Source organism: Streptomyces sp. NPDC002888, from assembly GCF_042888465.1.
In the GTDB taxonomy this organism is placed as follows: domain Bacteria; phylum Actinomycetota; class Actinomycetes; order Streptomycetales; family Streptomycetaceae; genus Streptomyces.
Window position 1 is genome coordinate 179261 of record NZ_JBIAPU010000005.1, and the last position, 21697, is coordinate 200957.

Consider the following 21697-nt stretch of genomic DNA (forward strand, 5'->3'; position numbering starts at 1 on the left):
GCAGATTCTGGCAGCTCAGGCGAGTGCGCGTACGGCAAAAAGCCGGTCCACACAAGGTGGACCGGCTCTATGCAGCGAACCAGCAGTGGCCGCGCGCGATGGGGGTCCCCCCCGCCTCGAGCAAGTCGAGATGTGGGGGATGTGCGTCAGCGCGAGACCTTGCCGGCCTTGATGCACGAGGTGCAAGCGTTCACGCGCTTCGGCGTCCCACCGACCACGGTACGCACGCGCTGGATGTTCGGGTTCCAGCGACGGGGCGTACGGCGGTGCGAGTGCGAGATGTTGTTGCCGAAGCCCGGCCCCTTGCCGCAGACGTCGCAGTTGGCAGCCACCGGTCACTCCAAAGACTTCAGATGCACTTACGGTTGATCCCGGCATGCCGGGATCAGGATCGAGGATCTGAGTGGCGCTGCCAGGGGAATGGCCCGATGTGGATCGGGCAACCGGAGCAGCATACAACGACTGCGCCAGCACAACGAAACTACCATGACCGGCCCGGGTCCCTCTCCCGGCCCTCTTCCGGTGGGCACCGGCCCGGGGTCTACGCTGCGTCCAGTCCAGCAGATCAGGGAGGCGCAGGTGGCGCAGGTGCCGCAGACATTCTTCGATGCTCTCGCGGTGCGCACCTGGTGCGGTCTGGCGCTCGGAGCGCTGGGGCGGGCGCGCGAGGAGATCGACGCGATCAACGTGTATCCGGTCGCGGACGGGGACACCGGAACGAACCTCTACCTGACCGTCGAATCGGCGGTGACCGCTGTCGAGGCGGTGTTCGCGGGGCACGGGGTCGGCGCCGCGAGCGGTTCCGGTGAGGGGTCCGGTGACGACGAGGGTCCTTTGCTCGCCGACACCGTGCGCGCGATGGCGCACGGCGCGCTCATCGGCGCGCGCGGGAACTCCGGGACGATCCTCGCGCAGCTACTGCGCGGCATGGCCCAGGTGCTCGCCGCGGACGACGACACCGCGCACACCGACGGACCGGGGCTGCGGCTGGCTCTGTGGCACGCCGCCGACTCCGCCCGACAGGCCGTGGCCCACCCCGTCGAGGGCACCGTCCTGTCGGTCGCCTCGGCCGCCGCCGACGCGGCCCAGGGAGCGGAGGGCGACTGCGGGACGGTCGCACGGGCGGCCTACGAGGGGGCCCGCACGGCCCTGGCCGCGACCCCTGCCCAGCTGACCGTCCTGGAGCGGGCCGGGGTGGTCGACGCGGGCGGGCGGGGTTTGGTGGCGGTCCTCGGGGCGCTGGTCGAGACGTTCACGGGGGAGGCGCCGGGGGCGGTGTCCACAGTGGCCGTGGGGGGCTTCGGGGGGCACGCGCGTGGGGAAGACGATCACGATGGCGTGGAGGCCGATCACAAAGACGCAGGGCCTTATCTCGCCGATCAACGAGACGTGGACGGCGTTCACGCAGGCGTGGCGGAGCCTCACATCGGGATGGCCGCAGTCGGGGAGTGTGCGGACGGCCCCGCCGAGCCGGAGGAGGGTGGGCCCGCGTTCGAGGTGATCTACCTCCTGGAGGCCGAGGACGCGGCCGTGGCGAGGCTCAGGCAGCGGCTCGACGGCCTCGGGGACTCGCTCGTCGTGGTCGGCGGCGACGGGCTGTGGAACGTCCACGTGCACGTGAACGACGCGGGAGCCGCCGTGGAGGCGGGCGTCGAGGCCGGGCGGCCGCACCGGATCCGGATCACGCACTTCGGGCTCGGCGACGTGCACACGCGCGGGGGAGAGCGGCCGCCCCGGGAGCGGACCCAGCGGGCCGTCGTCGCCGTCGTGCCCGGCGAGGGCCTGGCCGGGCTGTACACCGAGGCGGGCGCGACCACCGTGCTCGCGCGCCCAGGGGAGGCGCCCGCGAGCGGGGAGCTCGTCGAGGCCGTACGGCGTGCCCACGCGCGCGAGGTCGTGCTGCTGCCCAACGACGCCGAGCTGCGCCACACCGCGGCCGCCGCGGCCGAGCAGGCCCGCGCGGACGGCGTGCGCGTCGCCCTGATCCCCACCCGCTCCGCGGTCCAGGGCATCGCCGCGCTCGCCGTCCACCAACCCGACCGCCGCTTCGACGAGGACGTCGTCGCGATGACCTCCGCGGCCGGCGCCACCCGCTACGCCGAGGTCGCCGTCGCCGAACGCCAGTCCTGGACCATGGCCGGCATCTGCCAGGCCGGAGACGTCCTCGGCCTCGTCGACGGCGACGTGGCCGTGATCGGCTCGGACGTCACCGCCACCGCGGCGACCGTCCTGGACCGCATGCTCGCGGCGGGCGGAGAGCTCGTCACCCTCGTCCTCGGCGACGAGGCACCCCAAGGCATCGCCGAGCACCTGGAGGCACGGGTGCGGGAGGCGTACCTGGCCGTCGACACGGTGGTGTACCGGGGCGGACGGCAGGGGGCGCTGCTGCTCATCGGGGTCGAGTAGGCCGAGCAGGTCGCGTGATCCACCCCTGATCCACCTTCTGCCCCGCCCCTACTCCTCGCCTACTCCGCCCCCTGCTCCGCCACCACCTGAAGCAGCTGCTCGGCCTCCGCGCACCGCGCCCCCGCCGTCCCGTCGTCGCCCGCTCCCGCGTACGCCGCCAGCACCGCACGCGCGCGTGCGGTCGCCTGTGCCGTGTGGCCCAGGTCGGCCTCCAGCCAGCCCGCGGCGAGCTCGGCGCCGGTGCGGCTGTCCAGGGCACCGTCCCCGAGGGAGGCGAAGACGTCTATGGCCTCCGTCAGGCGTGCCAGGCCCTCCTGGAACACGCCCTGGATCGAGCCGTCCTCGGCGTCCTCGGCGACGGAACGGGCGAGCAGGTCGCCGAACTGACGGTGGGTGTGCCCCAGTTCGGCGGTGAGCCGCTGCCGGGCCTCCTCGTCGTCCGCCGTCTCCCGCGCGGCCACGCACTCGCGGACGGCGGCCGCCATCAACTCCCGTGCCCCGTCCGCCCCGTCCTCGGTGCGCAGCGCCAGCCACGCGCGGGCGCGCAGGGAGCGGACCAGGCCGTGGACGTTGCCGAGCGAGCGCCACAGCTCACCCGCGCGCGTGTACGCCTGGTCCGCCTCGGCGTGCAGCTCCGCCTGCCCCAGGGACTCGGCGGCCAGGTGCGCGAGGGTCGCGTGGTCGTGCTGCTCGGGCCAGTGCCGGGCGATCTCGGCGGCCTGGAGCCGGCGTTCCGCGGACGCGCGGTGCTCGCCGAGCTCGCTCAGGCAGTCGCCGAGCCACCACTGCGTCTGGACGACCGCGCCGTCGCCGTGCGTCTCGGCGCTCAGGTCGGACAGCGCCGACTCCAGCACCTCCGCGGCCTCGGCGAACCGCCCGAGGCGCAGCAGGAGCCCGCCGAGCTGCTGGCGGGCCCACGCGCCGAGCGTCGGCCCCTCGCCCGCCTCGTCGGCCCAGTGCGCCGCCTCCAGGGCGTGCTCGGCGGCCTCGTCCGCCCGGCCCAGGCCGCCCACGACCTCGGCGAGCTGCAGATGCAGCTGGGCGCGACCGATCGCCTCCAGGTGCGGCCCGCCGTGCTCCAGGGCCGCCCGCAGTGCCCGCTCCGCCTGCACCGTGTCGCCGAGGTGGTGCGCGAGACCGGCAAGGCGGGCCTCGTACTCCACCGCGAACCACGGCAGTCCCGCCTCGACGAACCCCGACGCGGCCCGCGCGAACAGCTCCGCGGCCGTCTCCGCGTCCCCCGCGTGCGCGGCGACCTCCGCGAGCATCGCCTGGGCCTCCGCGACCCGCGAGGCGAGCCGTACGTCGTCCCCGGCCCGCCCGTCGACCAGTGCCAGCACCTCACGCGCGGCCGTGCGCGCGTCGGTCAGGACGCCTTCCGCCACCGGGCCCTCGGCCTCGTGCACCCGCCGCATCACGATCCGCGCCCGCGCCATCAGCACCGACGCCGTCTGCCGCACACCCGTGCCCTCGTCGGCGTAGAGCGCGAGCACCTGGTCGTACGGCTCGACGATCGCCGCGAGCGCCCCGTCGACATCGCCGGCGAGTGCGCGGACGTAGGCCGCACGCGCGTGTGCCGCCAGGGCCTCGCCGGGGTCGCCCGCCTCCGTGTACAGCTCCGCCGCGCGCGCGAACAGCTCGGCGCCCTCGGGACCGAGGTCCATCGCCTGGTGATCGGCGATCTCCGCGCGGTCGCGCGCCTCCAGCTCGATGTCCTTCGCGGCCCGCGCGAGGGCCGCCCACGCCTCGACGGCGTTCGGCTGAAGGGTGTCCGACCGGCGCCGCGCCTCCGCGATCAGGGCGGGCAGGTCCGGTTCGGTGGCCTCCTCCGGCGCCGGAGCCGACGGCGCGACCACCGCCGGGGCGGCCGGCCGCGCCGTACGCACGCCCAGCGGCAGCCGCTCCACCAGGGGTTCCTGCGCCATACGCGCGCGGGCCCGCTCACTGACGTACGACGTGCCGTTGCGCGCGTCGAAGCGTCCGGCCAGCGCGAGGGCCTCCACGCGCGCGTGCTCGGCGAGCTCCCGCGCGGTCCACGTGCGGCCCGCGGGACCGGGCACCCGCTGACCACCCATGCCGAGGGTGGACAGGCGGTCCATGAGCAGGACCACCACCGTCAGGAAGTCCAGCTTGCTGCGCGGATGCCCGTCGTCGGTGAAGTACGCCGGCCGTTCCGCCAGCAGCTCCAGACCACGTGCCTCATTGCCGGTCAGCGTGCAGAACTCCACATGGTCCGCGTAGGCGCCGCGCATGCTCTCCATGGGCCGCACCAGCCGGAAGCCCCGCAGATGGTTGCCGCGCGCCTCCTCCAGGCGGCCCAGCCGCACCAGGGGCACCAGGGAGGACGCGAGGACGGTGTGCGGCTCGTGGGCGCAACCGAACTCGCCCTCCAGCACCGGCCCCCACAACTCAAGCGCCTGAGCGCCGCGGCCCCGCTCCGCCTGCCACCAGCCCTGCCCGTGCAGTTCGCACGCATGGCAGTCGGCCATGCTGTCGCGATCGGCGGCCAGCCAGGCCGCGAACGCCCGCTCGGCCCGCGCCACGTCCCCGACATGCGCGGCCACGCTGAACTCGGCGCTGCGCACCGCCCGCTCCGAGTGCCCGGCCAACCGGTAGCGGTGCTCCATCTCGCCGAGCCACTTCTCGATCGACGCGAGCGGAACGTGCGGCTGGTCGAGCATGCCGGACGACATCCACTTGAAGACCCAGTGCAGCGAGTGCGTCTCGTACTCGTCGAAGTCCTCGGGCCGCTCGTCCCACAGGCGCAGCAGGCGCGCGAACGGGACGAACATCTTGTCCTTCTCGGAGCTGTAGTTGTAGACCTTCAGCTGGTGCCCGAGCGCCTCGATCACCGCGAGCGGGACGTCCAGTTTCTCGGCCTCGACGAGCAGTTGCTCCGCGCGCGCGTTGCGGGCAGGACCCTCCGGCTGCTCGGAGTTCTCCGCCATAGCCCGGCGCAGGGAGTCGAAGTCCGTGATCTCACTCATCAGTGGCCGTCCTCGCCGTGCGTGGCCCATTCCAGCAGGCCGATGAACGCCCGGTTCAGCAGCGCCGAGTCGGCGGGCCGCAGCGGGCGCTGCGCCATCAGCAGCGCCTGCCCGTACAGGGACTCAGCTGCGGTGCCGATCAGCTCCGGGTCGTGCAGGGAACTGATCCTGCGGATCAGCGGGTTGAGATGGTTGAGCACCAGACGCGCGCGTGGGGCGCTGCCGCGCAGCGAGCCGAGGATGCCCGCCCACAGGTCGTCGGCCTGCGCCTCGGCCTCCGCCCGGGCCTGCTCGTGCCGGGCCGCCCGGTCGTCCAGGTGCAGAGCGGGCACGGACAGCGGATGGAAGGCCCGCAGGACGACGTCGCAGCCCAGCGGATCCAGCTTCGCCCGCGCGGCCGCCAGAAACCCCGACAGCGCCAGCTCCACGGCCGGATCCACCGTGTCCAGGTGGGCGGTCACGGTGTCGGCGTCCAACTCGGCGACGACCGTCCCCGGCCGCACCGACGGCAATGCCTCGACCAGCTCACTGTCGTACGTGTAACCGCCGTTGATCACCCCGACGCCCTGCGCGGACGCGATCGGCGCGACCTGCCGGTACTCCTCGACGCTCCGCGTGAAGTGCACGACCGGGTGCCGCTGCGCGAACTCCTCCAGGGACAGCCGCCCGTCGGACGTCTCGAAGGGCAGCCACGGCAGCATCGTGCGCAGCATCTCCTTGTCGTGCCGCGCCAGGGACTTCACACCCAGGTGGTGCACGGACAGGAAGGCCGCGAGCCGCTCCGGATCACCCGCCGCCAGACCCGTGAGCCAGGACCGAATCCTTTCGCCCAGTGCCTCGCGCACACCCGCCAGCGTCTCGTCCTCGTACAGCGACTCGCGCGAGGCCGTGGGCCGCAGACTGTCCGTGTCCAGGACGCAGCGCACGAAGAACGCCCAGTCGGGCAGCAGTTGTTCGGCGCGCTCGGTCAGCAGCATGCCCTTCAGGTGCACCCGATGACCCGCCCGCTGGGCCGGACTGACCGCCGACGGCAGGACGTACGCCACGCCCCGGATCCCGGCGAGCGGCACGTCCAGGTCGATCGAGTCCAGCGGGGTGAAGCCGAACAGGTCGTGGCAGTGCCGTGCCAGGGCCACCCGGCGGTTGGCGGGGGAGGGGTACGACCGGTCCCAGGGCGCCGGGAGGTCGGTGACCGCCTCGCCGTCCACCTGGACGTCGTACGGCAGCAGCGACCCGAAGTCCCGCGCCAGCGCGCGCACCCGCTCCGGCGCGAGCCACTCCGCCGCCCCGGCCCGCGCCACCAGGTGCACGGTGGTGCCCGGTTCGGGACGCTCCTCGTCCGGGAGCGTGCGCACGGTGTACGAGCCGTCGTCGCGCGCCGTCCACTCCACCGGAGGGGCGCCCGGAGTACGGGCACTGCGGCTGACGACCCGGATCCGCTCGGCGACCACGAAACACGCCAGCAGCCCGATGCCGAACTGCCCGAGGAAGTCGGAGCGGGCCTCCTGCAGCCCCTCGGCGCGCTTGGAGCTGCGGCCGATGGTCGCGAGCAGGCTGTGCACGTCCGACTCGGTGAGCCCGACGCCGGAGTCCTCCACGCGCAGGGCACCGCCGTCCGCGTACAGCCGGACCCGCGCCGGGGCGTCGGGCTCCTCGGCGCGCCGGGCGGTGATGGCGTCCACGGCGTTCTGCAGCAGTTCGCGCAGGTAGACCTTGGGACTGGAGTAGAGGTGATGGGACAGCAGGTCCACCAGACCACGCAGGTCGACCTGGAACGTATGAGGTGACTGTGATGCCTGGGATGACTGTGAGGTCTGGTAGTCCATCGTCGCAGCGCCGGTGGGGGGAGATCGCGACGGCGCGGGGTCGGGCGGTCCCGTGTGAGGCGGTGACCGCGGGGAGGGATGGCCGGAGCGCGTCATCCTAGGGCCCGAACGAGCGGGCTGACCAGGGGTTTCCCGGTATGTATACGGCAATGTCAGTGCTGTGGTGTGCAATGGATCTCGTGCCCGCACTGGAAGAACCACTGAAGAAGGTGCTCGGCCCCGCCACCGCGAAGGTGATGGCCGAGCACCTCGGCCTGCACACCGTCGGCGACCTCCTGCACCACTATCCGCGCAGGTACGAGGAGCGCGGCCAGCTCACCCACCTCGCCGACCTCCCCATGGACGAGCACGTCACGGTGGTCGCTCAGGTCGCCGACGCCCGTCTGCACACCTTCGCCTCGGCCAAGGCCCCCCGCGGCAAGGGCCAGCGCCTGGAAGTCACGATCACGGACGGCAGCGGCCGCCTCCAACTCGTCTTCTTCGGCAACGGCGTTCACAAGCCCCACAAGGAGCTCCTGCCCGGCACCCGCGCGATGTTCGCCGGCAAGGTCTCACTCTTCAACCGCCGTCTCCAACTCGCTCACCCGGCCTACGAGTTGCTGCGAGGCGACACCGATGGCGCGGCGGAGTCCGTCGAGACCTGGGCCGGAGCCCTGATCCCGATCTACCCCGCCACCGCCAAGCTGGAGTCCTGGAAGATCGGCAAGGCGGTCCAGACGGTCCTGCCCAGCGCCCAGGAGGCCGTCGACCCCCTCCCCGGCTCCCTCCGCGAGGGCCGCGGCCTGGTCTCCCTCCCCGAGGCCCTGATCAAGATCCACCGCCCCCACACCAAGGCCGACATCGCCGACGCCCACTCCCGCCTCAAGTGGGACGAGGCTTTCGTCCTCCAGGTGGCCCTGGCCCGGCGCCGCCACGCCGACGCCCAACTCCCGGCGGTACCGAGGAAACCGGCCCCCGACGGCCTCCTCACCGCCTTCGACGCCCGCCTGCCCTTCACTCTCACCGAGGGCCAGCAGAAGGTGTCGAAGGAGATCTTCGACGACCTGGCCACCGAGCATCCGATGCACCGGCTGCTGCAGGGGGAGGTCGGAAGCGGGAAGACGATGGTGGCCCTGCGCGCCATGCTCGCCGTCGTCGACGCCGGGGGTCAGGCCGCCATGCTCGCGCCCACCGAAGTGCTCGCCCAGCAGCACCACCGCTCGGTCGTGGAGATGATGGGCGAGCTCGCCGAGGGCGGAATGCTGGGCGGGGCCGAGCAGGCCACCAAGGTGGTGCTGCTCACCGGCTCCATGGGGGCGGCCGCGCGCCGGCAGGCGCTGCTCGACCTGGTCACCGGAGAGGCCGGGATCGTGATCGGCACGCACGCGTTGATCGAGGACAAGGTGCAGTTCCACGATCTCGGCCTGGTCGTGGTGGACGAGCAGCACCGTTTCGGGGTCGAGCAGCGCGACGCCCTGCGCGGCAAGGGCAAACAGCCGCCGCACCTGCTCGTCATGACCGCCACGCCCATCCCCCGCACGGTCGCCATGACGGTCTTCGGCGACCTGGAGACCTCCGTCCTCGACCAGCTCCCGGCCGGCCGCTCGCCGATCGCCAGCCATGTCGTCCCGGCCGCCGACAAGCCCCACTTCCTGGCCCGGACCTGGGAACGGGTGCGCGAGGAGGTCGAGAACGGACACCAGGCGTACGTGGTCTGCCCCCGCATCGGGGACGAGGAGGACGACCCGAAGAAGCAGAAGAAGTCCGCCGAGGACGAGGCCGAGAAGCGGCCCCCGCTCGCCGTCCTCGACGTGGCCGACCAGCTCACCAAAGGTCCCCTCCAGGGGCTCAGGGTGGAGGTTCTGCACGGTCGTATGCACCCCGACGACAAGGACGCGGTCATGCGCCGCTTCGCCGCCGGTGAGACCCACGTCCTGGTCGCCACGACCGTCATCGAGGTCGGCGTCAACGTCCCGAACGCCACCGCGATGGTGATCATGGACGCCGACCGCTTCGGCGTCTCCCAGCTGCACCAGCTCCGCGGCCGGGTCGGCCGCGGCTCGGCGGCCGGCCTGTGCCTCCTGGTCACCGAGATGCCCGAGGCGAGCGCCGCCCGCCAACGCCTCAACGCCGTCGCCGCCACCCTCGACGGCTTCGAACTCTCCCGCATCGACCTCGAACAACGCCGCGAGGGCGACGTCCTCGGCCAGGCCCAGTCCGGCGCCCGCACCTCGCTCCGCGTCCTGGCGGTCATCGAGGACGAGGAGATCATCGCGGAGGCACGCGAAGAGGCAGCTGCGCTGGTGGCCGCCGACCCCGAGTTGGAACGCCTGCCCGGCTTGCGGACGGCGCTGGAGGCCCTTTTGGACGAGGAGAGGGAGCAGTACCTGGAAAAGGGGTGAGGGAGACTTCCCCAGGGGCGCGGGGAACTGCGCGACCAGCCACACTGAACCTAATGCCGCCCACAGCCAAGGACCCAAGATGACCCGCGTGATCGCCGGCGCAGCCGGCGGACGCCGCCTGGCCGTCCCGCCAGGGACCGGCACCCGCCCCACCTCAGACCGCGCACGCGAGGGCCTCTTCTCCACCTGGCAGTCCCTCCTCGGCGGCCCCCTGGAAGGCGAACGCGTCCTCGACCTGTACGCAGGATCGGGCGCAGTCGGCCTGGAGGCCCTCTCGCGCGGCGCCGGTCACACCCTCCTCGTCGAGGCCGACGCACGAGCGGCCCGCACGGTCCGGGAGAACGTGAAGAACCTCGGTCTGCCCGGCGCCGAGGTCCGCGCGGGCAAAGCGGAACAGATCATCCGGACTGCGGCACCCGAGGAGCCGTACGACCTCGTTTTCCTCGACCCCCCGTACGCCGTCACGGACGACGATCTTCGCGAGATTCTGCTCACACTCCGCTCGGGGGGCTGGCTCGCGGACGATGCCCTCGTCACCGTGGAGCGCAGCACCAGAGGCGGGGAGTTCCACTGGCCGGACGGTTTCGGAGCAGTCCGGTCCCGTCGCTACGGCGAGGGAACGTTTTGGTACGGTCGCGCCGCCTCTACGTGCGAAGACGCACGATGACTGGACCGGAGAGCGAGGGATCACAAGTGCGCCGCGCCGTCTGTCCCGGGTCGTTCGACCCGATCACCAACGGACATCTCGACATCATTTCCCGCGCCTCCCGCCTGTACGACGAGGTCTACGTCGCGGTGATGATCAACAAGTCCAAGAAGGGTCTCTTCGAGATCGACGAGCGGATCGACTTGATCCGCCAGGTCACCGCCGAGTACGGCAACGTCCGGGTCGAGGCCTTCCACGGCCTCCTCGTCGACTTCTGCAAGGAGCGGGACATCCCCGCCATCGTCAAGGGCCTGCGCGCGGTCAGCGACTTCGACTACGAGCTGCAGATGGCCCAGATGAACAACGGCCTCTCGGGCGTGGAGACCCTCTTCGTGCCCACCAACCCCACCTACAGCTTCCTGTCCTCCTCCCTGGTCAAGGAGGTCGCGACCTGGGGCGGAGACGTCTCCCACCTGGTGCCGCCGCTGGTCCTGGAGGCGCTCGCCCGGCGCCTGGGGACGGACTGACCCGCTGACGGCCCGTCACCCGGTGTCCGGCGGCAACCTCATGGCCGTACAGTCGTCCCGTCCGTCTCCAACGCATCTGTAGAGAGTGGCGAGCACACGGTGGACGTGCAGAAGAAGCTCGACGAGATCGTCTCCGCGGTCTCCGGCGCCCGGTCCATGCCCATGTCGGCCTCGTGCGTGGTCAACCGCGCCGAACTGCTCTCGATGCTGGAAGAGGTGCGCGCGGCGCTGCCCGACTCCCTCGCCCAGGCCCAGGAGCTGATCGGGGGCCGCGAGCAGATGGTCGAGCAGGCCCGCCACGAGGCCGAGCGGATCATCGAGACCGCCCACGCCGAGCGCGGCTCCCTGATCTCCGACACCGAGGTCGCCCGCCGCTCCCAGGCCGAGGCCGACCGCATCCTCGCCGAGGCCACCAAGGAGGCCGAGGAGGTCCGGGCCGACGCCGACGACTACGTCGACTCCAAGCTCGCCAACTTCGAGGTCGTCCTCACCAAGACCCTCGGCTCCGTCGGCCGCGGCCGCGAGAAGCTTCTCGGCACCGGCCCGGGCGTCGACGAACAGGGCTACGAGGACGAGGACGCCCCCGAGCGCAGCCACGACCCGGAGACCCTGCGCCGCACCGCCGACGAGTACGTCGACGTCAAGCTCGGCGCCTTCGAAGCGGTCCTCGCCAAGACCCTGGAGGCCGTCGGCCGAGGCCGGCAGAAGCTGCACGGCCGGACCGCCACGGACGACCTCGGCGCCCTCGCCGACGACCTCACGACCGTCCAGCACTCCAGCGACGCCGACTACCTGGCCGGCCTCGCCGCCCACGCGGAGGCGGACACCCCGGCCGCGGCCGAACAGCCCGCACAGCGCCAGTACGACCAGCAGCCGGCGTACGGCTACCAGCAGCAGACCGACCCCTACGGCGGCTATCAGCAGCAGGGCTACGGCCAGCAGGCGGACCCGTACGGCTACCAGCAGGCTGATCCGTACGCGTACCAGGGCTACGACGCCCAGCAGGCCGCGTACGACCCGAACCAGGCCGCACAGCAGCCGCAGCAGGACCACCAGGACCACCAAGCTCACCAGGACCACCAAGCTCACCAGGCCCAGCAGGGATACGCCCTCGACGAGACCAGCCTCTTCGACACCGGCATGATCAGCGCCGAACAGCTGCGGGCCTACGAACAGGGCCGGGGCCTGTAACAGCCGGGGTGACGGACACCGGATTGGGCTGTGAGTGAATGGTCCAGTATCCTGGCTCTTCGGTCGCATGTACGTCCGCGATCAACGCTGCCCGGGAACACCGAGGCGGCGCCCCAGAGCTCGGAAAGATCGAAAGCAGGAATGGCCCTGAACGCCCGCCTCGACCACCGCAATCCTCTCGTGTTCGACACACACGAGCTGGGGCGACGTCCTGGTGCGCTCCAGCGCCTGACCCGCACGATCGACGCTCCCAAGGACTTCGGTCTCCAGGGAGTCATCGGAGTGCCGGAAGGCACCCCGGTCGAGCTCGAACTCCGACTCGAGTCGGTCATGGAAGGGGTGCTCGTCACAGGCACCGCCCGTGCGCAGGCCGAGGGGGAGTGCGTAAGGTGTCTGGAGCCGCTCGAGCTCGAACTCGAAGCGGACTTCCAGGAGATGTTCTCGTACCCTGACGCCGACGACCGTGGCCGCGTGAAAGCGGAACCGGCCGACGACGCCGAGGAAGACGAGGACAGGCTCCCTCTCGAGGACGGCCTGTTCGACCTCGAACCCGTGCTGCGTGACGCGGTGGTGCTCGCACTGCCGATGCAGCCGGTGTGCCAGGACGACTGCCCAGGACTGTGCGCCGAGTGCGGAGCACGCCTTGCGGACGACCCGGGCCACCACCATGACGCCGTCGACATTCGTTGGGCGGCACTGCAGGGACTCGCCGAAACCATGACGGACGGCGAGAAGGACGAGATGAGCGGCGCCGATGCGGGCGTCGACGAGAAGCAGGAGAAGTAGCCGTGGCTGTTCCGAAGCGGAAGATGTCGCGCAGCAACACGCGCCACCGCCGGTCGCAGTGGAAGGCTGCGGTCCCCACCCTGGTTGCGTGCGAGCGCTGCCACGAGCCCAAGCAGCAGCACATCGCGTGCCCGTCTTGCGGCACCTACAACAAGCGCCAGGTCCTCGAGGTCTGAGCGGCTGGTGAGAGGCACTGTGTCCACGCCGAAGAAGAACTCTGCGGACAACACAGCCTCGTCCCACACGCTGTTGGAAGGGCGGCTCGGGTACAAGCTCGAGTCCGCCCTTCTGGTGCGTGCGCTGACCCACCGTTCCTACGCGTACGAGAACGGCGGTCTGCCGACGAACGAGCGGCTGGAGTTCCTCGGGGACTCCGTGCTCGGCCTCGTCGTCACGGACACGCTGTACCGCACCCACCCCGACCTGCCCGAAGGCCAACTGGCCAAGTTGCGGGCCGCGGTGGTCAACTCGCGTGCGCTGGCGGAGGTCGGTCGCGATCTCGACCTGGGCTCCTTCATCCGGCTCGGCCGCGGTGAAGAAGGCACGGGCGGCCGGGACAAGGCGTCCATCCTCGCCGACACCCTTGAAGCGGTGATCGGCGCGGTCTATCTCGACCAGGGCCTCGATGCGGCCTCCGAGCTGGTGCACCGCCTGTTCGACCCGCTGATCGAGAAGTCCTCGAACCTCGGAGCCGGCCTGGACTGGAAGACCAGTCTCCAGGAGCTCACCGCGACCGAAGGCCTCGGCGTCCCCGAGTACCTGGTCACGGAGACCGGCCCCGATCACGAGAAGACCTTCACTGCTGCCGCCCGCGTCGGAGGCGTCTCGTACGGCACCGGCACCGGCCGCAGCAAGAAGGAGGCGGAGCAACAGGCCGCCGAGTCCGCCTGGCGCTCCATCCGGGCCGCGGCGGACGAGCGTGCCAAGGCGGCGAAGGCGGCCCAGGCCGTCCAAGCGGCCGACGGCAGCCCGGACCCCGAGTCCGCCTCCGCATAGCACTCAGCGTTCCTGAGCTGCACTGACGAACAGCGCGAACCGAGCGCCCGTCCCCACACCAGGGGCGGGCGCTCGGACCGTCCACCGGCCCGACAGGAGACCCGAGGACCGGCTGACGGACCGCCGTGGTCAGCCGTACGCTGCGGTTGCCCGCACATCTGCCTGAGGAGCCCTGTGCCCGAACTGCCCGAGGTCGAGGTCGTCCGACGTGGGCTGGAGCGGTGGGTCGCCCATCGCACGGTCGCCGACGTCGAGGTGCTGCATCCGCGCGCCGTACGGCGTCACCTGGCCGGGGCCGACGACTTCGCGCACCGCCTCAAGGGCCACCGCATCGGCACCCCCAGCCGTCGCGGCAAGTATCTGTGGCTGCCGCTGGAGGACACGGACCAGTCGATCCTGGCGCATCTCGGGATGAGCGGTCAGCTGCTGGTGCAGCCGCAGGGCTCACCCGACGAGAAGCATCTGCGCATCCGCGTCCGGTTCGCCGACGCACTGGCGACCGAGCTCCGCTTCGTCGACCAGCGCACGTTCGGTGGCCTGTCGTTGCACGACAACACCCCCGACGGTCTGCCCGACGTGATCGCGCACATCGCCCGCGACCCCCTCGACCCGCTCTTCGACGACGAGGCGTTCCACCAGGCGCTGCGCCGCAAGCGCAGCACCATCAAACGGGCGCTGCTCGACCAGTCGTTGATCAGCGGCGTCGGCAACATCTACGCGGACGAGGCCCTTTGGCGGGCCCGCGTCCACTACGAACGCCCGACGGCCGCCTTCACCCGTCCCCGCACGGCCGAACTCCTCGGCCACGTACGGGACGTGATGACCGCGGCCCTCGCCGTCGGCGGCACCAGCTTCGACAGCCTGTACGTCAACGTCAACGGCGAGTCGGGCTACTTCGACCGGTCCCTGGACGCGTACGGCCGGGAGGGGCTGCCCTGCAAGAGGTGTGCCACGCCGATGCGCCGACGTGCCTGGATGAACCGGTCCAGCTACTTCTGCCCGAAGTGTCAGCGGGTGCCGCGCGTCTCGTCGTAACGCCGGCGTGATCGCAGGACGTCCGCCATGTTGCCCTCGACGAAGTGGATGAGGGACAGCAGGCGCCCGGCCACCTCGTGTCCCAGCGGGGTCAGCTCGTAGTCGACCCGGGGCGGGTTGGTCGGCTGGGCCTCGCGGTGCACCAGGCCGTCGCGCTCCAGCGCGTGCAGGGTCTGGGACAGCATCTTCTCGCTGACGCCGTCGACGCGGCGGCGCAGCTCGTTGAAGCGGAGGGAACCCTCGTGCAGCGCGCCGAGGGTGAGCGCGCCCCAGCGTCCCGTGACGTGCTCCAGCGTGCCGCGCGAGGGGCAGGCCTTGGCGAACACGTTGAAGGGGAGGTCCTGCTCCTCCGCGCACTCCTGAGTGGTGTTCATGTCTGAAGCGTACTCGAAGGCAGCGCTAACCAACAGGTTGCACTAACTAGAAGTTAGCGTCCTCGGCTGGCCTAGTAGCCGAAGTCCTGGGTCCACCAGGGGCCGCCGGACCCGTAGTGCACGCCCACACCCAGCGTCTTGAAGTCGCAGTTCAGGATGTTGGCGCGGTGGCCGGGGCTGTTCATCCAGGCCTCCATGACCGCCGCCGCGTCGGCCTGGCCCCGGGCTATGTTCTCGCCGCCCAGGTCGGTTATGCCGGCCTTCGCGGCCCGGTCCCACGGGGAGGCCCCGTCCGGGTCGGTGTGGTCGAAGAAGCCCCGCGCGGCCATGTCGTCGCTGAAGTTCGTGGCGAGCTTGGTCAGCGCGCTGTTGGCGGCCACGGCGCTGCAGCCCACCTTCGCCCGCTCCTCGTTGACCAGCCTGAGCACCTCCGTCTCGGCGGAGGCCTCCGCGGAGACCGTCCCGGGCGTGCTGCTGCGCTCCGGCTCCTTCGTGGCCGTACGCGACGGCGTGGGCCGCGGTTTCTTCGACGGGGTCACCGTCGGCTTCTCGGTCGGCTTCTCGGTCGGCGTCGCCGAGGCGGTCGAGGTCGAGGGGGAGGGTGAGGGCGAGGTCGAGGGCGAGGCGGACCGCTCGGAGTCGCGGCTGGTCGCCGTACCGCCGCGGCTGTCGTCCGAGGCGGAGGCGGGGCCCGAGGTGCCGCCCTGCTGCGTGTCCGCGTTGGTCGGCGTGTCGACGGCCTGCGTGGCCTCGCCGCCGCTGTCGCCGCCGAGCTTGTAGTTCTCGAGGCCGGGCACCACGCCCGAGGCGACGGCGACGGTGCCGATGGCGACCGCGGCGGAGACGCCGAGCAGACCGGCGCGGACCGAGGTGGCGGCCTTCCTCTTCCGGCGCCGGCCTCGCGCGGCGCTCCCGCCGGAGGGCGTGTAGCCGTCGGCCGGGAAGGCGGCGGTGGCGTCGGTGCCGGTGGCGTGGGCGTAGTCGTCGTCGGTCGCGAAGAGGTAGTCGTGGCTCTTCGTGTCGGTCTCGGCGTACGCCTCGGGGCGCAGATAGGGCGCGATGCCCATCGTTGCGTGGTCGCCCTCGTACGAGTCCTGCGGGTCGCGGCCTCCTGCGGAGAAGCCGTCGGTCTCTGTGACCCCCGTGGCGCGGCCGGTGGCGGCGCGGCCGGCGGCGTGGCGTCGGTGGCGTCCCATGTCCTGGCCTTCCTCGTCCTAGCGGTCGTAACCCCACTCAAGCGATCTTGTGGTCAGCCTGACTCACCTGATCGAGTGAGTTTCATATGAGATTCGTTTGGGTGGGGACGGTACCGCATGGCGCTCGGGGCGGAAGTGTCCCGAGTGACTTTGGCCGGTTAGGTTGCACCCATGAGCGAGGATGTGCGGCTGGTCGCCTGGGTGCGTGGAAGCGTCCAGGGCGTGGGTTTCCGCTGGTTCACACGGGCCAAGGCGCTCGAGATCGGCGGGCTGAGTGGTTTTGCTCTCAATTTGGCCGACGGTCGGGTGCAAGTGGTCGCCGAGGGGGCACCCGGTGGCTGTCATGGGCTCCTGGAGTGGCTCCAGAGTGACGACACGCCCGGGCGCGTGGACGGAGTCACCGAGATCTGGGACACACCTCGCGGGGGTTACGACGGCTTCGCCATCCGCTGACCCGGTGCCGTGAACCGGCTCCGAGAGAAGCGGAGGAGCATGCCACCGGCACGTGCCCCTAGCAGAAATGAGCAGGTGGTTGCCAAGAAACGCTTGTGATGGCAGGCTCCGCACGTAAGGATGATCGCCACGCCCCGAGGGGCCCGCAGGAGTCGCCGCGTCGCCGTTTCGGGCCGCGTGCCCCCGGGATGCCCGCCAATACGGGGCGTGATCGTGTTGACCGTCAAACTTTTTGGTGAGACGCTGAAAGCACCCCGCGCACCTTAGCTGTTTGGCATGGATGAACAGCAGCAAGAACTCAAGAGTGTCAAGCACCGCGGGTGCGAATCCCTCACGACCCACACCGCTTCGGTCGGTCACTCAGTGTGGAGGACCATCCATCATGGCAAAGGCGCTTCTCGGTTACGTCGGCGGCTCCGACCCTCGACTCCTCGCCGAGATGCGACGGCTCCAGCAGCGCGTACAAGACCTGGAATCCGAGCTCGTACGGATCCAGTCGGAAAACGACGCGCTGACGGCTGCCGCTTCTCACGACAGGATCATGGAGAGCATCGACGCACACCAGGCGGAGCCTGCGCTCACCTGATCGCTGCATCGCTCCACGACAGCACACGCAACGGTTGGGCTGCCCGTATCAACCGCTAAGTTGTCAGAGTTTGCAAGGGACGCTTCGGCGTCCCTTCTTTCTTTCCCCCGCGCCCCCGCGGCCCCCAGGTTCCTCTGCGTCCCCCGTGTGCTTTCCCCGCGCATCCTTTCAGTGTCTTTAACGTTTGGTGTGCCCTGCGCGTTCATGGGTGAAACCGCGGGTTCATGGAGTGAGACAACACCGGGGGGTAGAGTCCGGCGGCGTGCACCTCAAGGCCCTGACCCTCCGCGGCTTCAAGTCGTTCGCCTCGGCAACCACGCTCCGGTTCGAGCCGGGTATCACGTGCGTCGTGGGGCCGAACGGCTCGGGCAAGTCCAATGTGGTGGACGCGCTCAGCTGGGTCATGGGCGAGCAGGGCGCCAAGTCACTGCGCGGCGGCAAGATGGAGGACGTCATCTTCGCCGGCACCACCGGCCGTCCGCCGCTGGGCCGCGCCGAGGTCTCCCTGACCATCGACAACTCCGACGGGGCTCTGCCCATCGAGTACGCCGAGGTCACCATCACGCGGATCATGTTCCGCAACGGCGGCAGCGAGTACCAGATCAACGGCGACACCTGCCGTCTCCTCGATATTCAGGAGCTGTTGTCAGACTCCGGCATCGGCCGCGAGATGCACGTCATCGTCGGCCAGGGCCAGCTCGACTCCGTCCTGCATGCCGACCCCATGGGTCGCCGCGCCTTCATCGAGGAGGCGGCGGGCGTCCTCAAGCACCGCAAGCGCAAGGAGAAGGCGCTGCGGAAGCTGGACGCGATGCAGGCCAACCTCGCGCGCGTGCAGGACCTGACGGACGAACTGCGCCGCCAGCTCAAGCCGCTGGGCCGCCAGGCGGCGGTCGCGCGACGGGCCGCCGTCATCCAGGCCGACCTCCGCGACGCGCGCCTGCGGCTCCTCGCCGACGATCTCGTACGGCTGCGGGAGGCGCTCAACGCCGAGGTGGCCGACGAGGCCGCGCTGAAGGGACGCAAAGAGGCCGCCGAGGAGGAGCTGCAGAAGGCACTCCAGCGCGAGGCGCTCCTGGAGGACGAGGTACGGCAGCTCACGCCACGCCTCCAGCGCGCCCAGCAGACCTGGTACGAGCTCTCCCAGCTCGCCGAACGGGTGCGCGGCACGATCTCGCTGGCCGACGCGCGCGTGAAGAGCGCCACCTCCGTGCCGCCCGAGGAGCGGCGCGGCCGCGACCCCGAGGACATGGAGCGCGAGGCCGCCCGCATCCGTGAGCAGGAGGCCGAACTGGAGGCGGCGCTGGAAGCGGCCGAGCGGGCCCTGGAGGACACGGTCGCCCACCGCGCCGATCTGGAACGCGAACTGGCCCTCGAGGAACGCCGCCTGAAGGACGTCGCCCGCGCCATCGCCGACCGCCGCGAGGGCCTGGCCCGTCTCAACGGCCAGGTCAACGCGGCCCGCTCCCGTGCCGCGTCCGCCCAGGCCGAGATCGACCGCCTGGCCGCGGCCCGCGACGAGGCACAGGAGCGCGCGGTCCGGGCGCAGGAGGAATACGAGGCACTGAAGGCGGAGGTCGACGGCCTCGACGCCGGCGACGCGGAACTCGCCGAACAGCACGAGGTGGCGAAGCGGCAACTGGCGGAGGCGGAGGCCGCCCTGACCGCCGCCCGCGAGGCGGCCACCGCGGCGGAACGCAAACGCGCCGCGACCCAGGCTCGCCACGAGGCCCTCGCGTTGGGCCTGCGGCGCAAGGACGGGACGGGCGCGCTCCTCGGGGCGAAGGATCGTCTGAGCGGCCTGCTCGGCCCGGCGGCCGAACTCCTGACAGTGAGTCCGGGCCATGAGGTCTCCCTCGCCGCGGCCTTGGGCGCCGCCGCCGACGCCATCGCCGTCACCACCCCCACCGCGGCAGCGGACGCGATCCGCCTCCTGCGCAAGCAGGACGGAGGGCGGGCGGCGCTGCTCCTGGGGGGCGCACCGGAAGAGCCGACGGCCACCGACGACTCGCGCGGCATGTCCCACGCCGCGCAAGGCGGGACACCCGCGGCCGGCGGCAGCGAGCGACCGGCCGTGCCCACGCCGGGAGCCTCCGCCGCCGTACCCGCTGTGCCGCCCGGTGCCGACGGTCTCACTTCGCCCGGCGGTGAGCATGCGGTCGAGGGCGGTGGGCGATCGGTGCCGTCCGCCTCCGGTGCTTCTGGTGAGGCAGCCGGGACTGGTGGTTTCGCCGAGCCCGGTGGTGGAGGTGCGGCCGAGCGCGGTCAGCCGTCGGTGGTCCCCGCGCGCGGGGACTTCGCCGCCCTGCCCGGTGAGGGCGCGGGCGGCAACCCGTCGGGCACTCGCACCGCCGGCCCGCTCTTCGCCGCTGATCTCGTGCGTGGCCCCTCCGAGCTCATGCCCGCCGTCCGGCGCCTGCTGCGCGGCATCGTCGTCGTAGGCACCCTTGAGGACGCCGAGGATCTCGTCTACGCGCACCCCGACCTCACGGCCGTGACCGCCGAAGGCGACCTGCTGGGGGCCCACTTCGCGCAGGGCGGGTCCGCCGGGGCGCCCAGTCTGCTCGAGGTGCAGGCGTCCGTGGACGAGGCCGCCGCCGAGCTGGAGGAGCTGGCGGTGCGGTGCGAGGAGTTGACCGGGGCGCAGCACGCGTCCGGGGAGCGGCGCAAGGACTGTGCCGCGCTCGTGGAGGAGTTGGGGGAGCGGCGCAGGGCCGCCGACCGGGAGAAGTCGGCGGTCGCCCAGCAGCTCGGGCGGCTGTCCGGGCAGGCGCGCGGTGCCGCCGGTGAGGCCGAGCGGTCGGCGGCGGCCGCCGCTCGGGCCCAGGAGGCGCTGGACAAGGCGCTCCAGGAGGTCGAGGAACTGGCCGAACGGCTCGTCGTCGCCGAGGAGATGCCGGTCGAGGAGGAGCCCGACACCTCGGTACGGGACCGTCTCGCCGCCGACGGGGCCAACGCGCGACAGACCGAGATGGAGGCGCGCCTCCAGGTCCGTACCCACGAGGAGCGGGTCAAGGGCCTCGCCGGTCGGGCCGACGCGCTGGACCGGGGCGCCCGCGCGGAACGCGAGGCACGCGCGCGTGCCGAACAGCGGCGGGCACGGCTGCGGCACGAGGCGGCCGTCGCGGAGGCCGTCGCCTCCGGCGCCCGGCAACTGCTCGCACACGTCGAGGTGTCCGTCGGGCGGGCGGAGGAGGAGCGGGCCGCGGCCGAGGCCGCGAAGGCCCGGCGGGAGCAGGAACTCACCGCCGCCCGAGGCGCGGGACGCGATCTCAAGGCGGAGCTCGACAAGTTGACGGATTCAGTCCACCGGGGCGAGGTACTCGGCGCCGAGAAACGGCTGCGGATCGAGCAGCTGGAGACGAAGGCGCTGGAGGAACTCGGTGTGGAACCGGCGGGGCTCGTGTCGGAGTACGGTCCGCACCAACTGGTGCCGCCCTCGCCCCCCGCCGAGGGGGAGCAGCTGCCGGAGGACCCCGAGCACCCGCGCAACCAGCCCAGGCCGTTCGTGCGGGCCGAGCAGGAGAAGCGGTTGAAGGCCACCGAGCGGGCGTACCAGCAGCTGGGCAAGGTGAACCCGCTGGCCCTGGAGGAGTTCGCGGCGCTGGAGGAACGCCACCAGTTCCTCAGCGAGCAGCTGGAGGACCTGAAGAAGACGCGTGCCGACCTGCTCCAGGTCGTCAAGGAGGTCGACGAGCGCGTCGAACAGGTCTTCACCGAGGCCTACCGGGACACCGCCCGGGAGTTCGAGGGTGTCTTCAGCCGGCTGTTCCCCGGTGGTGACGGGCGTCTGATCCTGACCGACCCCGACAACATGCTGACCACCGGCGTGGACGTCGAGGCGCGGCCGCCGGGCAAGAAGGTCAAGCGGCTCAGCCTGCTCTCGGGCGGCGAGCGGTCGCTGACCGCGGTCGCTCTGCTGGTGTCGATCTTCAAGGCGCGCCCCAGCCCGTTCTACGTCATGGACGAGGTCGAGGCCGCCCTCGACGACACCAACCTCCAGCGGCTGATCCGCATCATGCAGGAGCTGCAGGAGGCCTCCCAACTCATCGTCATCACGCACCAGAAGCGGACGATGGAGGTCGCCGACGCCCTCTACGGCGTCTCGATGCAGGGCGACGGGGTGTCGAAGGTCATCAGCCAGCGATTGCGCTGACTGGTCTTCACTTCTTCAACACTTGAACACATTCCCCTCACTTGTGACCTCTCATCTCACATAGGCCCGGTCTTGACTTCGAGACTTGAAGGAATAGTCTCGGCAACGTTGCTTTTACCTTCAGGTACCACCAACCAGAAGGGTCGCCCCC

General features: G+C 71.3%; 17 protein-coding genes. 12 read left to right on the forward strand and 5 right to left on the reverse strand.

The window, feature by feature from the left end; all coding sequences use genetic code 11:
* Positions 1-146: 146 nt before the first annotated feature.
* Complete coding sequence (gene rpmB, locus ACFYWX_RS10435; protein ID WP_004924906.1) at positions 147-332, reverse strand: 50S ribosomal protein L28; 186 nt, start codon at positions 330-332, stop codon at positions 147-149.
* A gap of 247 nt (positions 333-579) precedes the next feature.
* Here rpmB and ACFYWX_RS10440 point away from each other — a divergent pair, with 247 nt between their 5' ends.
* Positions 580-2406 carry a DAK2 domain-containing protein gene (locus ACFYWX_RS10440; RefSeq protein ID WP_389423561.1) on the forward strand — a complete coding sequence of 609 codons (1827 nt, stop codon included), beginning with the start codon at positions 580-582 and terminating at the stop codon, positions 2404-2406.
* Positions 2407-2465: 59 nt separating this feature from the next.
* Here ACFYWX_RS10440 and ACFYWX_RS10445 read toward each other — a convergent pair whose 3' ends face one another.
* Positions 2466-5393, reverse strand: a complete 2928-nt coding sequence (locus tag ACFYWX_RS10445) for a tetratricopeptide repeat protein (RefSeq protein WP_389423562.1) — start codon at positions 5391-5393, stop codon at positions 2466-2468.
* On the reverse strand, positions 5393-7219 hold the full coding sequence (locus ACFYWX_RS10450; RefSeq protein ID WP_389423563.1) for an HSP90 family protein: 1827 nt from the start codon (positions 7217-7219) through the stop codon (positions 5393-5395). The genes ACFYWX_RS10445 and ACFYWX_RS10450 overlap by 1 nt, the downstream gene beginning before the upstream one ends.
* 170 nt (positions 7220-7389) lie before the next feature.
* On the opposite strand from ACFYWX_RS10450, the gene recG reads away from it, so the two are divergent.
* The 8 genes from recG to mutM all read left to right on the forward strand — a co-directional run bounded on the left by recG (position 7390) and on the right by mutM (position 14781).
* Entirely contained in the window at positions 7390-9600 is a 2211-nt protein-coding gene (gene recG / locus ACFYWX_RS10455; protein WP_389423564.1) for an ATP-dependent DNA helicase RecG, read from the forward strand.
* Positions 9601-9679: 79 nt separating this feature from the next.
* Entirely contained in the window at positions 9680-10267 is a 588-nt protein-coding gene (rsmD, locus tag ACFYWX_RS10460) for a 16S rRNA (guanine(966)-N(2))-methyltransferase RsmD (RefSeq protein ID WP_389423565.1), read from the forward strand.
* Complete coding sequence (gene coaD / locus ACFYWX_RS10465; protein WP_389423566.1) at positions 10264-10773, forward strand: pantetheine-phosphate adenylyltransferase; 510 nt, start codon at positions 10264-10266, stop codon at positions 10771-10773. The genes rsmD and coaD overlap by 4 nt, the downstream gene beginning before the upstream one ends.
* A 99-nt stretch (positions 10774-10872) precedes the next feature.
* Positions 10873-11964, forward strand: coding sequence for an ATP synthase F0 subunit B (locus tag ACFYWX_RS10470; protein WP_389423567.1), 1092 nt, complete (start codon positions 10873-10875; stop codon positions 11962-11964).
* Positions 11965-12105: 141 nt separating this feature from the next.
* Positions 12106-12750, forward strand: coding sequence for a YceD family protein (locus ACFYWX_RS10475; protein WP_389423568.1), 645 nt, complete (start codon positions 12106-12108; stop codon positions 12748-12750).
* A gap of 2 nt (positions 12751-12752) precedes the next feature.
* On the forward strand, positions 12753-12926 hold the full coding sequence (rpmF, locus tag ACFYWX_RS10480) for a 50S ribosomal protein L32 (RefSeq protein ID WP_003951102.1): 174 nt from the start codon (positions 12753-12755) through the stop codon (positions 12924-12926).
* A gap of 19 nt (positions 12927-12945) precedes the next feature.
* Entirely contained in the window at positions 12946-13746 is an 801-nt protein-coding gene (gene rnc, locus ACFYWX_RS10485; protein WP_389423748.1) for a ribonuclease III, read from the forward strand.
* Positions 13747-13920: 174 nt separating this feature from the next.
* A complete protein-coding gene (gene mutM / locus ACFYWX_RS10490) occupies positions 13921-14781 on the forward strand; it encodes a bifunctional DNA-formamidopyrimidine glycosylase/DNA-(apurinic or apyrimidinic site) lyase (protein WP_389423569.1) in 861 nt (286 codons plus the stop codon).
* On the opposite strand, the gene ACFYWX_RS10495 is transcribed toward mutM, so the two are convergent.
* Together ACFYWX_RS10495 and ACFYWX_RS10500 are read right to left on the reverse strand one after the other, a co-directional pair.
* Complete coding sequence (locus ACFYWX_RS10495) at positions 14754-15155, reverse strand: winged helix-turn-helix transcriptional regulator (protein ID WP_389423570.1); 402 nt, start codon at positions 15153-15155, stop codon at positions 14754-14756. The two genes, mutM and ACFYWX_RS10495, sit on opposite strands and share 28 nt — an antisense overlap.
* 71 nt (positions 15156-15226) lie before the next feature.
* Complete coding sequence (locus ACFYWX_RS10500) at positions 15227-16351, reverse strand: CAP domain-containing protein (protein WP_389423571.1); 1125 nt, start codon at positions 16349-16351, stop codon at positions 15227-15229.
* A gap of 171 nt (positions 16352-16522) precedes the next feature.
* Between ACFYWX_RS10500 and ACFYWX_RS10505 the strand changes: the two genes are divergently transcribed.
* The 3 genes from ACFYWX_RS10505 to ACFYWX_RS10515 all read left to right on the forward strand — a co-directional run bounded on the left by ACFYWX_RS10505 (position 16523) and on the right by ACFYWX_RS10515 (position 21546).
* Positions 16523-16804, forward strand: a complete 282-nt coding sequence (locus tag ACFYWX_RS10505; RefSeq protein ID WP_389423572.1) for an acylphosphatase — start codon at positions 16523-16525, stop codon at positions 16802-16804.
* Positions 16805-17186: 382 nt separating this feature from the next.
* Positions 17187-17390 carry a hypothetical protein gene (locus ACFYWX_RS10510; RefSeq protein ID WP_389423573.1) on the forward strand — a complete coding sequence of 68 codons (204 nt, stop codon included), beginning with the start codon at positions 17187-17189 and terminating at the stop codon, positions 17388-17390.
* 262 nt (positions 17391-17652) lie between these two features.
* Positions 17653-21546 (forward strand): AAA family ATPase, encoded by a 3894-nt coding sequence (locus ACFYWX_RS10515; RefSeq protein WP_389423574.1) that lies wholly within the window; start codon positions 17653-17655, stop codon positions 21544-21546.
* Positions 21547-21697: the final 151 nt, after the last annotated feature.

Excerpts from the sequence above, each read along its gene's own strand:
- ACFYWX_RS10445 (WP_389423562.1), bottom strand. The coding sequence starts at position 5,393 with ATGAGTGAGATCACGGACTTCGACTCCCTGCGCCGGGCTATGGCGGAG.
- ACFYWX_RS10450 (WP_389423563.1), bottom strand. The coding sequence starts at position 7,219 with ATGGACTACCAGACCTCACAGTCATCCCAGGCATCACAGTCACCTCAT.
- recG (WP_389423564.1), top strand. The coding sequence starts at position 7,390 with ATGGATCTCGTGCCCGCACTGGAAGAACCACTGAAGAAGGTGCTCGGC.
- rsmD (WP_389423565.1), top strand. The coding sequence starts at position 9,680 with ATGACCCGCGTGATCGCCGGCGCAGCCGGCGGACGCCGCCTGGCCGTC.
- coaD (WP_389423566.1), top strand. The coding sequence starts at position 10,264 with ATGACTGGACCGGAGAGCGAGGGATCACAAGTGCGCCGCGCCGTCTGT.
- ACFYWX_RS10475 (WP_389423568.1), top strand. The coding sequence starts at position 12,106 with ATGGCCCTGAACGCCCGCCTCGACCACCGCAATCCTCTCGTGTTCGAC.
- ACFYWX_RS10495 (WP_389423570.1), bottom strand. The coding sequence starts at position 15,155 with ATGAACACCACTCAGGAGTGCGCGGAGGAGCAGGACCTCCCCTTCAAC.
- ACFYWX_RS10500 (WP_389423571.1), bottom strand. The coding sequence starts at position 16,351 with ATGGGACGCCACCGACGCCACGCCGCCGGCCGCGCCGCCACCGGCCGC.
- ACFYWX_RS10505 (WP_389423572.1), top strand. The coding sequence starts at position 16,523 with ATGAGCGAGGATGTGCGGCTGGTCGCCTGGGTGCGTGGAAGCGTCCAG.
- ACFYWX_RS10510 (WP_389423573.1), top strand. The coding sequence starts at position 17,187 with ATGGCAAAGGCGCTTCTCGGTTACGTCGGCGGCTCCGACCCTCGACTC.